Below are 15,216 nucleotides of genomic sequence, written 5' to 3'. Positions count from 1 at the left end.
AGGCGTGGAAAAGATCACCAAGCAAGTCGCCAGGCGTATTCATGGCATGACCGGGCGCGTGAAGGCCCGGTGCGTTGCGGGGCTGCGCGACGAGCGCGGCGCGACCGCCGTCTTCTTCGCCGTGGGCCTGCTTCTGCTGGCGCCGGCCACCATGGGTCTGATCGACATCTACATGATCACGACCCAGCGCGGGCAACTGCAGGACGCGCTGGACACCGCCACCCTCTATGTGGCGCGGTCGAACGCGACGGCCGCCGGGGCGGTGCAGAGCACGGGCGACGCGGCCCTGCGGGCCAACTTGAAGCTGCCCACCGGCCAGGTCATCACCTCCAGCTCCTTCGTGCTGGAAGGCATCACCATCAAGGGCCGCGCCACCATCACGCCGCCCTCGGTGGGGCCGCGGCTCTGGGCGCAGGCGGACATCGCCGCCACCTCCGAGGTGCTGCGCAACTCCAACAATGTCGAGGTCGCCCTGGTGCTCGACACCACCGGCTCGATGAGCGCCCAGATGGGCAACCTGCGCACCGCGGCCAAGGACCTGGTGGACCTGGTCGTCAAGGACCAGCAGACGCCGTACTACACCAAGGTCGCGCTGGTGCCGTATTCGAACAGCGTGAACGTCGGAGCTTATGCACAACAGGCGCGCGGCCTGATCCGCGGGCCGGCGAGCATCAGCGGCATCACGCGGGCCAACCCGGCGGTGGTGACCACCAGCGCCGACCACAATCTGGTCAACGGCGAGACGGTGACCATCTCGGGCGTGAAGGGCATGACCACGATCAGCGGCGAGTACGTCGTCGCCAACCGTACGCCCAAGACCTTCGAGCTGAAGTCGACCAACACGTCGAGCGCCAACAAGTACACCTCCGGCGGCACGGTCCAGTGCCTGAGCGAGGACTGCCAGTCGTTCAAGTTCACCGGCGCCGACAACAAGACCAAGTATTGGGCGCCGACCAACTGCGTGTCCGAGCGTATCGGCGCCGAGGCCTATACCGACGCCGCGCCGGGCGCGAACCCGGTCGGTCGCCGCTACTACAAGCCCAACGACGGCGAGGCCTGCTACACGCAGCCGATCATGCCGTTGTCGACCAACAAGACCGCGCTCAAGTCGGCGATCGACAAGCTCGCCGACAACGGCTCGACGGCCGGCCAGATCGGCCTGGCCTGGGGCTGGTACATGGTCTCGCCGAACTTCGGCAGCCTGTTCCCGAGCGAGAGCCGCGGCGCCGCCTACGGCACGCGTGAACTGCTGAAGGTCGTGGTGCTGATGACCGACGGCGCCTTCAACACGCCCTACTGCAAGGGCGTCGTAGCCAAGAACGCCGATTCGGGCAGCGGCGGCACCGACATCAAGATCAACTGCAACGCCACCAATGGCGACCCCTTCACCCAGGCGGCGGAACTTTGCCGCAACATGAAGGACAAGAAGATCATCATCTACACGGTGGGCTTCAACGTCAGCAGCGACACCCAGGTCCAGAACCTGATGCGCAACTGCGCGACCGCGCCGGAAAATGTCTACATGCCCAATGGCGGGGCCGAGCTGAAGGTGGCGTTCCGGGCCATCGCCCAGGACATCAACTCGCTGCGCATCTCCAAGTAGCCGCGCAGCGCGGGCAAGGATCGAACGCGCCGGGCCCTGCGCCCGGCGCGTTTTTTCCTGGCTCAGCCGATGCGCTCGGGGCCCTCGCCGCCCTCGACCTGCTCGGCCTGGGCGGCCAGCCGGGCCAGGCTCTCGGCGTGGCTGTCGCGGGTGATGCGGTAGAGCGAGACGCAGAGGATCGCCGCGCCGTAGAGGCCGCCCAGCACGAACAGGTAGGTCAGCCCCAGGTTGGAGACCACGCCCTCGCTGACCTGGCCGGGCTGGGCGTTCTGCGGGAAGCCGATGGCCAGCAGGATCATGCTCGAGGCGAAGATCCCGACGCCCGACACCGCCTTCTGCACGAAGGCCGCGGCGGCGAAGAACAGGCCCTCGGAGCGGCGGCCGGTCTGCAGTTCGCTGTCCTCGACCACGTCGGCGATCATCGACGAGATCAGGATCGCCGAGATGATCGAGAAGCCGGTCGAGAACACCGCCTGGACGAACAGGATCGGCAGCACCGCCGGCGAGCCGTTCTCGGGGAACACGCCCAGCAGCCGCAGGCTGATCGGGGCGATGGCGATGAGGAACGACAGCACCTTGGTCATCTGGGCCGTGTGCTTCTTGCCCAGGCGCTTGGAGATCGGCGCGGCGAACCCGAAGGCCAGCGCCGCGGAGATGAAGTTGGCCGCCGCCAGGATGGCGATCTGGTTCGAGGGGAGCTGCCAGAAGAAGGTGTTGAAGTAGAGGTTCAGCGACAGCACCAGGCCCCCGGCCATGGCGTTGAACAGGCCCGCTCCCATCAGCACCAGGAACGACTTGTGGCTGAGCGTGCCGACCATCTCCCGGGCCAACTGGCCAAGGGTCAGCTTGCGCGCCGGCGGGATGCGCAGGCGCGGGATCTGGTTGTGGGTGCCCAGGGCCGAGATCAGGATGGCCGCGAAGATCACCGCCGCGGCGACATAGCCGTAGGTCACGTAGCCGGCCGGGTTCAACTGGCCGATCGGGTGCTCGGCGTCCGGCGTCAGGAACACCTTCAGCGCCAGCAGGGTCATGGTCAGGCCGCCCCACCAGGCGAAGAAGTAGCGGTAGGACATGACCTTGGTCCGCTCGTCGTAGTCGGTGGTCAGTTCCGCCGCCAGCGCCGCCGAGGGGATCTCGTACATGGTGATGAAGCTGCGGATGATCACCGCCACCACGATCAGGTAGACGAACAGCGCCTCGTGCGACCAGCCCTGCGGCGGGTTCCACAGCAGCAGGTAGGAGAGCGCCACCGGCAGGGCCGCGGCGTACATGAACGGGTGGCGCCGGCCCCAGCGCGAGCGCCAGTTGTCCGACACCTGGCCCATGATCGGGTCGAGGAAGCTGTCGATGATCAGGGCGATCATGATCGCCAGGCCGACCGTGGCCGAGGGCAGCCCGACCACCTGGTTGTAGAAGATCAGCAGCAGATAGGAGAAGCCCTGGTCCTTGACCCCGAAGGCGACCGAGCCGAAGCCGTAGAAGAACTTGGTGGGGACGCTCAAACGCCCCTGCTTTTGAGCGGGTGGTATGCTGGCGGCCACGGCGTTTCCCTTGTTCTATGTGCTCTTTTGTAAACACGACCAGGAGAGCGAGGGAAGAGGCAGCTTCAACCTGCGCTGGCGATGACCGGTTCGGCGGCCGGCGGCGGGCCCTCGCTTCCCACCGTCCGCTCGCCGGCCAGGGCGGCCACGTTGCGCTCGTGGGTCTCCTTGTCGATGCGGTAGAACGCCAGCACCAGGATCGAAAGCATGTTCATGCCGAAGGTGATCGGCAGATAGGCCAGCGCCAGGTGGCGCATGATGTCGGGCGACACGGTCCCGGCCGCCGCGTGGGACGGGAAGGCGACCAGGGTCAGCAGCGCCCCGCTCATGAACACCCCGATCCCGGCGGTGAACTTGGGCAGCAGGCCGTTGGCGGCGAACAGCAGCCCCTCGGAGCGCACCCCGGTCTTCACCGCCGCGTCCTCGACGATGTCGGCGATCATCGAGGAGATGATGATGTAGCCGGCGATGGCCAGGGTGGTGGCGACGAAGGCGTCCACCCACAGGATGGCGAACACCAGCGGCGAGGCGTTGGGCGGCATCAGGCCGAGCAGCCGCAGCAGGATCGGCGCCGAGGCGGTGACGGTGGCGACCGAGAACAGGCCGAGCATTGCGGCCTTCTTGCCGAACGCCTTGGAGGTGGGCGCGGCGATCGCCACCCCCGAGACCGAGGCCAGCACCGAGGCCAGGGCCAGCATCGAGATGTTGGCGGCGGTGAGCCCCCAGAACTCCAGATAGAAGTACTGGCTGAGCGCGTTGGTCATGCCGGCCGCGATCCCCGAGCACAGGCCCGACAGCATCACCACCACCAGCGAGCGGTTGGACAGCGTGCCGCCGATCTCGCGCAGCAACTGCGAGAGGCTGGCCTGGCGCTCGGGCGGCGCGGCGAGGTCGGGGATGCGCCGATGGGTGCCGATCGCCGAGACCAGGATCGAGGCCGCCATCACCACGGCGGCCAGCAGGCCGTACTGGCTGTAGCCGTCGCGGTTGAGGATCCCGCCGTTCTCCGGGCTCAGGAAGACCTGGTAGAGCACCACGTTCATCCCGAAGCCGCCGATCACCCCGAAGAAGAACCGGTAGCTGAACAGGCTGGTGCGCTGGTGGTAGTCGCTGGTCAGCTCCGGGGCCAGGGCCTGGCTGGGCACCTCGTAGAGGCTGACGCAGATCCGCAGCAGCACCAGCATGCCGATCAGGTAGAGGCCGACGCTCTCCGGCGGCCAGTCGGCGGGCGAGTTCCAGAAGCCGATGCAGGCGGCCGCCACCAGCGGGGCCGCGGCGTACATCAGCGGGTGGCGGCGGCCCCAGCGGGTGCGCAGCCTGTCGGACCACTGGCCGATGGCCGGGTCGATGAAGGCGTCGAGGATCAGGGTGGCCATGATCGCCGTGCCGACCCACAGCGCCGGCAGGCCGATGACCCGGTTGAGATAGGGCTGGAGCACCGCCGCGGAGAGGCCGAGCGTGGCGACCCCGAAGGCGACCGAGCCGAAGCCGTAGAACACCTTCGAACCGACGCTCAGGCACCCGTCCGCCGCTTGGGCCTCGCCCATGCCGTCCTCCCTGACCAGGGGGCCGCGATCTTCGCCGCGAACCCCGCTGGTTCGAATATTCGGTACGACCGGGGCGCTGGCAAGCGCCTAATCGTCAGGGAGGCCGGCGGCTCAGGCCTTGGGCGACACCGGGCTCAGGTCGCCGGCCGGGCCGGTGGCCGCGGGCGAGGCGGCCTCGATCTGCGCATCGCTGGTGCGGGTCTCGAGTACGCCCTCCTGCAGCTTGCGCAGGTTCTCCTCGTGGGTGGTCCTGTCGATCCGGTAGAGGAACAGGCAGGTGATCGCGACGGCGTAGAAGCCGCCGATGGTCGGCAGGTAGATGAGCGCCAGGTTGCGCAGCAGCTCCGGATCGACCTGTCCCGGCTTGGCGCCCTGCGGGAAGGCGACGTGGGCCAGCAGCACGCCGGACACGAACACCCCGACCCCGGAGACGATCTTCTTGAACAGGTTGTCGGCCGAGAACAGCAGGCCCTCGGAGCGGCGGCCGGTCTTGACCTCGCTGTCCTCGACCACGTCGGCGATCATCGACTGCAGCATCACCCCGGTCATGATCGCCATCGCCCCGTTGGCCATGAAGTCGACGATCAGGATGCCGAACAGCAGGTTCGACCCGTTCGGCGGCATGACCCCCAGGATGCGCAGGCCGATCGGCAGCAGCAGGGCGACCACCGCGCCGAAGAACATGGTGATGGCGGCCAGCCGCTTGCCCAGCCGGGCGGCGACCTTGGGCGCGGCGACCACGCCGATGACGCTGGCGACCACGCCGGTGACGGTCAGCAGCGCCAACTGGCCCTGGGTCAGGCCCCAGAAGTAGAGGTTGAAATAGAGCTCCAGCGCCGTCTTCAGGCCCAGCGAGACGTTCATGAACATCCCGGAGATGGTCAGGGCCACGAACGAGCGGTTGTTCAGGGTGGCGCCCACCTCGCGCAGCATGGCCGGCACGGTGATCTTCCGCTTCGGCGGCTGGCGCAGATAGGGGATCTGGTGGTGAGTGGCGGCCGAGGAGATCAGGATGATCGTGAAGATCGTGATCGCCGCGACGATCGAGTACATCTGCCAGCCGTCGCGGGCCAGGATGCCGCCGGTGCCGTCGGCGTTCTTCTTCAGGAACACCTGGTAGACCAGCAACTGCATGATCAGCCCACCGGCCACGCCGCAGAACGAGCGGATGGCGATCATGCTGGTGCGCTGGTCGTAGTCGCTGGTCAGCTCGGCCAGCAGCGCCGACGAGGGCAGTTCGAAGAAGGTGTCGAACAGCCGGATGGTCAGCAGGCAGACCAGCATGTAGCCGAACAGCGCCTCGTTCTCCCAGCCGACCGGCGGGTTCCAGATCATGTAGAAGGCGATCGCGACCGGCAGGGCCGCGGCGTACATGAACGGGTGGCGCCGGCCCCACCTGCTGCGGGTGTTGTCCGAGATCTGCCCGACCATCGGGTCGATGAAGGCGTCGAAGATCAGCGCGATCATGATCGCCGTCGACACCATGGCCGGCGGCAGGCCGACCACCTGATTGTAGAACAACAGCAGGAAGGTCGTGATGCCCCGCTGCTTGATGATGTTGGCGGCGGCGCCCAGGCCATAGAGGGCCTTGGTCCGGAAGGTGATCGGCGGGCGTGGCGGCAGGCCGGCGGCGGCGTCGGTCATGTCGGCGGGCTTTCCTGGAACTAACGGTCAGGCCTTGAAGGGATGGGGCGGCGTGCTGGGGGCCGTGTCGGGCGCCGGCGGTTCCGGCTCCGGCGGCTCGGCGCGGCCGGCGGCGGCCAGGCGGGCGAGGTTGTCCTCGTGCTTGGCCTTGTCGATGTTGAAGAAGCTGAGGCTGACGATCCCGAGGCCGAACAGCACCCCGATCACCGGCAGGTAGATCAGGCCCATGTTGTGGATGATCTCGGGGTCGACCTGGCCGCGCTGGGCGTTCTTGGGAAAGGCGATGATCGCCAGCACCGAGCCGGAGATGAACACGCCCACCCCCGAGACCAGCTTCTTGAACAGGTTGTCGGCGCTCATCAGCAGGCCTTCGGAGCGGCGGCCGGTCTTGACCTCGGCGTCCTCGATCACGTCGGCGACCAGCGAGACCAGCAGCACCCCGGTGCCGCCGGCCAGGGCGGTGTTGATCACCGTCTCGACCACCAGCAGGCCGTAGAGCAGGCCGGTGCCGTTCGGAGGCATGATCCCGAACAGCCGCGCCACGACGGGGCTGACCCCGACGAGCAGGGCGCTGGCGAACATCAGGATCGCGCCGTGCTTCTTGCCCAGCCGCCTGGCGACCTGCGGCGCGGCGACCACGCCGACCGCCGCGCCCAGGACGCTGACCGTGACCAGCCCGGCGAGCTGGGTCTGGGTGAGCTCCCAGAAATAGAGGCCGAAATAGATCTCCAGCGCGTTGCGCGCGCCGGTGGCGATGGCCACGAACATCCCGGTGATGGTGGCGATCACGAAGGCGCGGTTGTTCAGCGTCGCGGCCACTTCCCGGGCCATGGCCTTGAAGGTGATCTTCCGGGTCGGGGCCTGGCGCAGATAGGGGATCTGGTTCTGGGTGCCCGCGGTCGAGAGCAGGATGCAGCCGAAGATCAGCAGGGCCGCGGTCAGCGAGTAGGCGAAGTAGCCGTCGCGGGCCAGGACGCCGCCGGTGCCGTCCGGGTTCTCCTTGAGGAACACCTGGTAGGCCATGACCGTCATGCCCAGGCCCCCGATCACGGCGAACAGCATCCGCAGCGAGATCAGCTTGGTGCGCTCGTCGTAGTCCTTGGCCAGTTCGGGGGCGAGGGTGGAGTGCGGCAGCTCGAAGAAGGTGTCGAACAGCCGCACGGTCAGCAGGCAGGCCAGCAGGTAGGCGACCATCTGGCCGTCGCTAAGCCCCGCCGGCGGGTTCCACAGCAGGAAGAACGCCACCGAGACCGGGATCGCCGCGGCGTACATGAACGGGTGGCGCCGCCCCAGGCGGGACTTGAAGTTGTCCGAGACCTGGCCGACCAGCGGGTCGACGATCGCGTCGAACACCAGGGCGACCATCAGCACGAAGGTCACCGTCTGCGGCGGCAGGCCGACGACCTGGTTGTAGAACAGCATCAGGAAGGTCGAGAGGCCGCGGAGCTTCACCGCATTGGCCACCGCGCCCACGGCGTAGAGCAGCTTGGTCGCCAGGCTCAGCGGCGGTCGCGAAGCGGTCATGCGCCATCCGTAGGTTGGGCGAAGCGCCCACAGGCGTTCGACACGGGAAAGCCGCTGGCCAAATGTTCCTCCCGCCGCGCGATGAATGCTGCGCAGCCCTTATTATGGACGAGGCCAAACCACAGCCTTGAAGGCATGGCCGAACACTCACGATCAATCGGTCAAATCGTGAGGGAGCCTTTCCCTATCGTCAACGGGATTCGTCGTCGCGCGCCCGGGCGCCATACCTTTACATGGAAGGGATTCGGGTCGGGGCGTGCGCGCCGTGACCTATGTTCCGCAAACATTCCGCGATGGCGGCAGACGCAGGGCCCGCCGCCATGCCGCATCCTAGAACTTCACCTTAGGCGAGCAGCATCACCTTGCCGACGTGGGCGCCGCCTTCGAGATAGGCGTGGGCCGCCGCGGCCTCGTCCAGCGGGAAGGTCCTGTCGATCTGCGGCTTCAGCTTGCCGGCCGCGATCCAGGGCCAGACCGCCTGTTCCACCGCCGCGGCCAGCCGGGCCTTCTCGTCGGCGTCGCGCGGCCGCAGGGTCGAGCCGGTGACCACCGCCCGCTTCATCATCAGGCGGAAGATCGGCAGCGCGACCTCGCCGCCGCCCTGCGCGGCGATGAAGACGATGCGGCCGCCGGTCTTCAGGCTGTCCAGGCCCTTGGCGAAATAGTCGCCGCCGACCATGTCGAGGATCACGTCGACCCCGCCGTGGGCCTTGGCGACCTCGGCGAAGTCCTCTGTGGTGACGTCGACGCTGACGTCGGCGCCCAGGCGCTTGGCCTCGGCCGCCTTGCCCGCGCCGCGGCCGGTGGCGATCACCTTGGCGCCGGCGGCCTTGGCCATCTGTATCGCCGTTGTCCCGATGCCGGACGTCGCGCCGTGCACCATCAGGGTCTCGCCGGCCTTCAGGCTCCCATGTTCGAACACGTTGGCGAAGACGGTGAACACGGTCTCGGGCAGGGCGGCCGCCTCCAGCGCGCTCAGCCCCTGCGGAATCGGCAGGGCGTGGCGCGCGTCGACGACGGCGTATTGCGCATAGCCGCCGCCGCCCAGCAGGGCGCAGACCTTGTCGCCGGCCTTCCAGCGTCCGGCCCCCGCCGCCACCTCGCCGGCGACCTCCAGGCCCAGGGTTTCCGGCGCGCCGGGCGGCGGCGGATAGGCGCCGATGCGCTGGGCGAGGTCGGGACGGTTCACCCCCGCCGCCTCGACCTTGATCAGGATCTGGCCGGGGCCGGGCGTCGGGCGCGCGATGGTCTCGGCCTTCAGGTTCTCCGCGGGCCCGCGCCCGCCCTCCACAACGATCGCGGTCATGGTCTCAGTCACAGGGGCGCCCTCCGGCAGGTTTTCAGCGTAGTCTTCCAGATAGATGCCGCAGCGAGCCTGGCAAAGGGAGGATGATCGATGGATGAACCGGTGAACGCCCGTGTCCTGCGCGGTCAGCGGCTGGCCGAGGCGATGCGCGAGGACCTGGAGCTCTACGGCGTGGCCGAGCTGGAGGAGCGGATCGAGGCCCTGCAGGCCGAGGTCGCCCGCTGCCGTGCCCAAATTGAGCGTAAGCAGGCGGGCCGGGCCGCGGCCGACGCGCTATTCTCAAGGCCAAGCTAACTCTCGCTTACGGATAACCGAACGTAAACGCGGGTCGTCGATAACGGATGTTTACGTCTGGCATGGGGGTTGCAGACCGCTCAGGCCAAAGCCGCAAGCATCTGCGGGCTGGGAATTTAGAGGCGAAGTGCATGACCGAAGGATTTGCGCCGATCGGCGCCTGGCGCGCGGACGTGGTCGCCGATTTTGCGCGATCCGAGCTGTTCGACAGGACCTTCCAGGAAGGTATGGACCTGGTCGAGGAGACGGCGGGCTATCTCGACGGTTCGGGCCGCCAGGAATCCAAGCTGCTCTCGCGCAGCGCGGCCCTGGCCTATGCCGGTGAAAGCATGCGCCTGACCACCCGGCTGATGCAGGTGGCCTCCTGGCTGCTGGTCCAGCGGGCGGTGCGCGAAGGCGACATGCCGGCCGAGAGCGCCCGCGAGGAACGCTACCGCCTGGGCGCCGAGGACATCTGCCGCGGCGCGACCAGCGAGGACTTGCCCTCGGGTCTGCTGATCCTGCTGGACCGCTCCGAGCGCCTCTATGAGCGCGTGCGGCACCTGGACCGGCGCATGTACATCGAAGAGACCGAGCCGGAGGACGCCAACCCGGTGCTGTCCCAGTTCGGCCGCCTGCAGGCCGCCTTCGGGGGCTGATGATCCAAGATCGTCATCCCCGACCGCGTCAGCGTGTCGGGGATCCCTGGTCGCCGCACTCGCCGGACGGACCTTGCGGCCCGGCCATGACGAGCCAGAGTGGAGAGCCGCAGGCGTGGCTCTGCGCAGACAGCAAAAAACGCCGCGCGGGAGCGCGGCGTTTTCGTATCTGCTCGCATAGTTCTGCGGGCGCGCGCCGGGCGCGCCGCGAAACCTACTTGCGGGTGAAGCCGCCGAACTTGGCGTTGAAGCGCGACACGCGGCCGCCGCGGTCCAGCAGGGTCTGGTTGCCGCCCGTCCACGCCGGGTGCGTCTTCGGGTCGATGTCCAGGTTCAGGGTCGCGCCCTCTTTGCCGTAGGTCGAGCGGGTCTGATAGCTCGAACCGTCGGTCATCACGACCGTGATGAAATGATAGTCCGGGTGGGTGTCTTGTTTCATCGCGAGGGCAACCGACGTAAAGGAGCGGCAGAAAAGTTCACGGTCCGCCGCAAGGGCGGGCGCGAAGGAAGCCGCGCGTATACAGGAAAAGGCGCGGTAAGAGCAAGGGCGCTAGTTTCCATGAGTGATTTGGCCGCCGAGGCCCCTGTCGACGGACGGCCCAGCGCCGGCGCCGCAATGGCGCAGGATCTGAGCGAGGCCGCCCAGCGTCGGACCCGCAGCCGCAACGTCGGGGCCCTGCGCGCCCTGGCTCCCTACCTGGCCCGGCACAAGGGCGACACCGCCTGGGCCGGCCTCTTCCTGATGACGGCCGCGGCCTCGACGCTCGGCCTATCCGGCGCGGTCCGGCTGCTGGTCGACCACCTGACCGCGCCGGGCGCCACCGACGCCAGCGTCGCCCCGCGGTTCTGGCTGATCGGCGGCGTGGCCCTGGCGCTCGCCGCCTCCAGCGCCCTGCGCTACTTCTTCGTCACCAAGCTGGGCGAGCGGATCACCGCCGACCTGCGCAAGGCCGCCTACGGCCATATCCTCACCCTCGACCAGCCGTTCTTCGCCCGGACCCGCACCGGCGAGGTGCTCTCGCGGTTGACCACCGACATCCAGATCGTCGAGAGCCTGCTCTCGACCTCCATCTCGGTGGCCCTGCGCAACCTCCTGACCCTGATCGGGGCGCTGGTGCTGCTGGTCATCGTCAGCCCCAAGCTGACCGGCCTGGTCGTGGCGCTGTTCCCGTTCGTGCTGGCGCCGCTCTTTCTCTATGGGCGGCGGGTCCGCAAGCTGACCACCTCGACCCAGGACCAGTTCGCCGCCGCCGTCGGCCATGCCGGCGAGACCCTGGACGCGCTGGAGACGGTGCAGGCCTTCGGGCGCGAGGGGGCCGGCGCGGCCACCTTCGGCGAGGCGGTCGAAGCCTCGTTCCGCACCTCGCTGCGGCGGATGACCGCCCGGGCGATCATGACCGCCCTGGTCATCGGCCTGGTGTTCGGCGGCGTGGTGTTCATCTTCTGGCTGGGCGTCCATGCCGGCCTGCGCGGCGAGATGACCTGGGGCGCGCTCTTTCAGTTCGCCTTCCTGGCGGTGATGGCCGCCGGCTCGGTCGGGGCCCTGGGCGAGACCTGGGGCGACGTGCAGAAGGCCGCCGGGGCCATGGAGCGGGTCTCCGAGCTGTTCGCCGCCACCCCGACCATCGCCGCCCCCGCCCATCCCAAGGCCCTGCCGCAGCCGGCCCGCGGCGAGATCGAATTCCAGGCCGTGCGCTTCTCCTATCCGGCCCGGCCCGAGGCCCTGGCCCTCGACGGCTTCTCGCTGCGCGTCGCGCCGGGCGAGCGGGTGGCGCTGGTCGGTCCCTCGGGATCGGGCAAGAGCACCGTCTTCCGCCTGCTGCTGCGGTTCTACGATCCGACCAGCGGGACCATCCGCCTCGACGGCGTCGACCTGCGCGACGCCGATCCGGCCCAGGTGCGCGCCCGCATGGCGCTGGTGTCGCAGGACTCGCCGCTGTTCTCCGGCTCGCCGGCCGACAACATCCGCTTCGGGCGGCTCGACGCCGGCCCCGACGAGATCCGCGCCGCCGCCCGCGCGGCCCAGGCCGAAGGCTTCCTCGACGCCCTGCCGCAGGGCTTCGACACCCCGCTGGGCGACCGCGCCCGCAGCCTCTCGGGCGGCCAGCGCCAGCGCCTGGCCATCGCCCGCGCCCTCATCCGCGAGACCCCGGTCCTGCTGCTGGACGAGGCGACCAGCGCCCTCGACGCCGAGAACGAGCGGCTGGTCCAGCGCGCCCTGGAGGACGCCATGGTCGGGCACACCACCCTGGTCATCGCCCACCGCCTGGCCACCGTGCTCAAGGCCGACCGCATCGTGGTCATGGACGGCGGCAAGGTGGTCGAGCAGGGGACCCACGCCGAACTGATCGCCAAGGCCGGCCTCTACGCGCGCCTGGCGGCGCTGCAGTTCGGCGACGTGGCGGCTTAGCCCAAGGCGCTGCGCGCTTTCCGGGATGACACCCTTGCGTGCAGGACGCCCTTGCGTGGGATCAGCCCCGCGCCTGCACCGCCAGCCCCGGAAAATCGCTGAACACGCCGCTCACCCCGGCCGCATAGAGCGCCTTGAACACCGCCTGCACGTCGCCGTGCGCGGCCGGATCCTCGCCCTTGCGCAGGGCCGCGGGCAGGAAGCGGTTCTCGGCCCGCACGGTCCAGGGGTGGACCTCCAGGCCCAGGGCCCGGGCCTGGGCGACCAGCGGCGTCGGCGGACCCAGCGCGCCGTCCCGCATCGGGATCACCAGCGACCAGTCGGGGCCGACCCCGTGCGCATATTCGGCGATGCGCTTCAGGCCCTCGGCGCTGACCATCTCGGGCCGCTCGGCGCCGACCAGTTGCACGCGGCGGGCCTTCGACAGCGCCTTGAAGGCGCGCAGCGGCTCGGGCTCGAAGCACTGGACGAAGACCGGCGCGTCCACGGCGTCCAGGCCGTTGTCCTTCAGCGCCTGGGCCAGCCGCGCCTCGATGGGCAGGCCGGCGGCGGCGAAATAGGCCGGATGCTTCATCTCGGGATAGACGCCGATCACGCGGCCGGCGCGGCGGCTCTCGGCCTTGGCCAGGTCGATCACCTCCTGGAAGGTCGGGATGGCCTCCTGGCCGTCGAACTGCGCGCTGGCCGGGCGCAACTGCGGCAGCCGCTCGCGGGCGCGCAGGGTCTTCAGCTCGGCGAGCGTGAAGTCCTCGGTGAACCAGCCCTCGATCCGCGCGCCGTCGATGAGCTTGGCGGTCCTGCGGGCGGCGAACTCCGGCCGGGCGGCGACGTCGGTCGTGCCGGAGATCTCGTTCTCGTGGCGCACGACCAGGTGGCCGTCCCGCGTCACGACCAGGTCCGGCTCGATGAAGTCGGCGCCTTCCTCGATGGCCAGCCGATAGGCCATGGGCGTGTGCTCGGGCCGCTCGCCGCTGGCGCCGCGGTGGGCGATGACGATGGGCTTGCGGGCGTCTGCGGCCATGGCGGGGCTCGCCGCCAGGGCGGCGCTCGAAAGGGCGAAGCTGCGTCGGGTCAGGTGCATCGAGGCAGACTAGCCGCCCAAGGTGACGCCTGCATCACGCTCGGCTCAGGCCGCCGCCTTCAGCTTGTCGAGCAGCAGCGGGTGCAGTTCGAGGTTGGCCGTGCAGATCGAGCCCGAGCCCATGATGTCCTCGCCGCCCTCGGCGTTGGTCGCCTTGCCGCCCGCCTCGCTGATCAGCAGCGTGCCCGCGGCCATGTCCCAGGGCTTCAGGTCGCGCTCCCAGAAGCCGTCCAGGCGGCCGGCGGCGACATAGGCCAGGTCCAGCGAGGCCGCGCCGAAGCGGCGCACCCCGGCCACGCGCTGGCTGATCTGGTGCAGTTCCTTCAGGAACCGGGCGTGCTGGCCGTGGCCCAGGAACGGGATGCCGGTGCCGATCACCGACTCGTCCAGGTGCTTGCGGCCGGCGACGCGCAGGCGCTTGTCGTTGACGAAGCAGCCCTTGCCCTTCTCGGCCCAGAACAGCTCGTTGGTGATCGGGTTGTAGGTCACCGCGGCGACCACCACGCCCTCGCGCTCCAGGGCGATGTTGATGGCGAAGTGCGGGATGGCGTGCAGGAAGTTGGTGGTGCCGTCCAGCGGGTCGACGATCCAGGTGTGGGTCTTGTCGGTGCCCTCGATCAGGCCGCGCTCCTCGCCCAGGAAGCTGTAGCCGGGGCGGGCCTTTTCCAGGGCCTCGAACAGGGTCTGCTCGGCCTTGATGTCGGCGGCCGAGACGAAGTCGGCGGGCGCCTTGCGTGAGACCTGCAGCTCCGCCAGCTCGCCGAAATCGCGGTTGAGGCCGCGGGCCGCCTTGCGGGCGGCGTCGGACATGACTTTCAGGAGAGCGGATTGGGTCGACACGGGGAGATCCAGTTCTGGCGCCAGACGCGCGTCATCGCGCCGGAAAGGCGGGGAATTTCGAGGCGCGGAACCTAGTGGGCGAAGGGGCTTTAGGCAAGGATCGTGGAGATCAGATGCGGGTCGGCCCGATCTACGGGCGTCACCCCCGCGCCGCCACGCCCCTCGCGATCGCCGCGTTCAGCGCCTGCACCGCCGCGGCCGGGCCTTGCGGATGGCTCCAGACCCCGGCCGAGACGGCCAGGAAGTCGGCGCCGGCCCTGGCCAGGCCCTCGGCGTTGTCGGCCGTGATCCCGCCGATGGCGACGCAGGGGACCTCCATGGTCTCCTGCCAGATGGTCAGGATCTCGGGCTCGGCCCGGGTCGGGGCGTCCTTGGTGGCGGTCGGGAAGAAGGCGCCGAACGCGACATAGTCGGCCCCGGCCTCGGCCGCCTCCATGGCCAGGTGGCGGCTGTCGTGGCAGGTGACGCCGATCATCGCCTCGCGGCCCATGATCTTGCGCGCCTGCGCATAGGGCGTGTCCGACTGGCCGACATGCACGCCGTCGCAACCCAGGCGGGCGGCCAGGTCGGGGCGGTCGTTGAGGATCACCGCCACCCCGCGGGCCTGGGCGATGGGCAGGATCACGTCGACCGCCGCGGCGATCACCGTGTCGTCCACGTCCTTCAGGCGGATCTGCAGGGCCGCGACGTCGCCGGCGTCCAGGGTCTGGGCCAGCGTCCGGCCGAAGGCGGCCAGGTCGTCGATCTGCGGCGGGGTGATCAGGTAGAGGCGGCATTCGGCGGTCATG

13 protein-coding genes are annotated in these 15,216 nt (G+C 69.2%); 4 read left to right on the top strand and 9 right to left on the bottom strand.

Annotated features, from left to right (window positions below; all coding sequences use genetic code 11):
* The first annotated feature begins 46 nt into the window (after window positions 1-46).
* A complete protein-coding gene (locus tag RTL41_RS02275) occupies window positions 47-1,603 on the top strand; it encodes a ubiquitin-activating E1 FCCH domain-containing protein (protein WP_312160903.1) in 1,557 nt (518 codons plus the stop codon).
* A 62-nt stretch (window positions 1,604-1,665) separates the two neighbouring features.
* On the opposite strand, the gene RTL41_RS02270 is transcribed toward RTL41_RS02275, so the two are convergent.
* The 5 genes from RTL41_RS02270 to RTL41_RS02250 all read right to left on the bottom strand — a co-directional run bounded on the left by RTL41_RS02270 (window position 1,666) and on the right by RTL41_RS02250 (window position 9,177).
* Window positions 1,666-3,105 carry an MFS transporter gene (locus tag RTL41_RS02270; RefSeq protein WP_312160902.1) on the bottom strand — a complete coding sequence of 480 codons (1,440 nt, stop codon included), beginning with the start codon at window positions 3,103-3,105 and terminating at the stop codon, window positions 1,666-1,668.
* Between the two features lie 104 nt (window positions 3,106-3,209).
* On the bottom strand, window positions 3,210-4,691 hold the full coding sequence (locus RTL41_RS02265) for an MFS transporter (RefSeq protein WP_312160900.1): 1,482 nt from the start codon (window positions 4,689-4,691) through the stop codon (window positions 3,210-3,212).
* Between the two features lie 111 nt (window positions 4,692-4,802).
* Complete coding sequence (locus tag RTL41_RS02260; RefSeq protein ID WP_312160898.1) at window positions 4,803-6,335, bottom strand: MFS transporter; 1,533 nt, start codon at window positions 6,333-6,335, stop codon at window positions 4,803-4,805.
* A gap of 27 nt (window positions 6,336-6,362) precedes the next feature.
* Entirely contained in the window at window positions 6,363-7,859 is a 1,497-nt protein-coding gene (locus RTL41_RS02255) for an MFS transporter (RefSeq protein ID WP_312160896.1), read from the bottom strand.
* A 343-nt stretch (window positions 7,860-8,202) separates the two neighbouring features.
* Complete coding sequence (locus RTL41_RS02250) at window positions 8,203-9,177, bottom strand: NAD(P)H-quinone oxidoreductase (RefSeq protein ID WP_312160894.1); 975 nt, start codon at window positions 9,175-9,177, stop codon at window positions 8,203-8,205.
* A gap of 78 nt (window positions 9,178-9,255) precedes the next feature.
* Between RTL41_RS02250 and RTL41_RS02245 the strand changes: the two genes are divergently transcribed.
* Window positions 9,256-9,459, top strand: a complete 204-nt coding sequence (locus tag RTL41_RS02245; RefSeq protein ID WP_312160892.1) for a DUF1192 domain-containing protein — start codon at window positions 9,256-9,258, stop codon at window positions 9,457-9,459.
* Window positions 9,460-9,590: 131 nt separating this feature from the next.
* Window positions 9,591-10,097, top strand: coding sequence for a DUF1465 family protein (locus RTL41_RS02240; RefSeq protein ID WP_312160890.1), 507 nt, complete (start codon window positions 9,591-9,593; stop codon window positions 10,095-10,097).
* A 214-nt stretch (window positions 10,098-10,311) separates the two neighbouring features.
* On the opposite strand, the gene rpmE is transcribed toward RTL41_RS02240, so the two are convergent.
* The gene (rpmE, locus tag RTL41_RS02235; protein ID WP_312160888.1) at window positions 10,312-10,536 is read right to left on the bottom strand and encodes a 50S ribosomal protein L31; all 225 of its coding nucleotides are present in this window, start codon (window positions 10,534-10,536) and stop codon (window positions 10,312-10,314) included.
* 120 nt (window positions 10,537-10,656) lie between these two features.
* Between rpmE and RTL41_RS02230 the strand changes: the two genes are divergently transcribed.
* Window positions 10,657-12,507, top strand: a complete 1,851-nt coding sequence (locus RTL41_RS02230) for an ABC transporter transmembrane domain-containing protein (RefSeq protein WP_312160886.1) — start codon at window positions 10,657-10,659, stop codon at window positions 12,505-12,507.
* A 61-nt stretch (window positions 12,508-12,568) separates the two neighbouring features.
* Here the strand turns inward: RTL41_RS02230 and RTL41_RS02225 are convergent, their stop codons facing one another.
* From RTL41_RS02225 to thiE, 3 genes are all read right to left on the bottom strand, one after another.
* Window positions 12,569-13,588, bottom strand: coding sequence for a glycerophosphodiester phosphodiesterase (locus tag RTL41_RS02225; protein ID WP_312160884.1), 1,020 nt, complete (start codon window positions 13,586-13,588; stop codon window positions 12,569-12,571).
* Window positions 13,589-13,633: 45 nt separating this feature from the next.
* Window positions 13,634-14,428 (bottom strand): inositol monophosphatase family protein, encoded by a 795-nt coding sequence (locus RTL41_RS02220; protein WP_312160883.1) that lies wholly within the window; start codon window positions 14,426-14,428, stop codon window positions 13,634-13,636.
* A gap of 139 nt (window positions 14,429-14,567) precedes the next feature.
* Window positions 14,568-15,215, bottom strand: a complete 648-nt coding sequence (gene thiE / locus RTL41_RS02215; RefSeq protein WP_312160882.1) for a thiamine phosphate synthase — start codon at window positions 15,213-15,215, stop codon at window positions 14,568-14,570.
* Between the last annotated feature and the right edge of the window lies 1 nt (window position 15,216).

It is taken from the genome of Phenylobacterium sp., from assembly GCF_031984885.1.
GTDB lineage: Bacteria > Pseudomonadota > Alphaproteobacteria > Caulobacterales > Caulobacteraceae > Phenylobacterium.
Note: the sequence above shows the minus strand (reverse complement) of the source record. Positions and strands in the feature narration are given on the sequence as shown.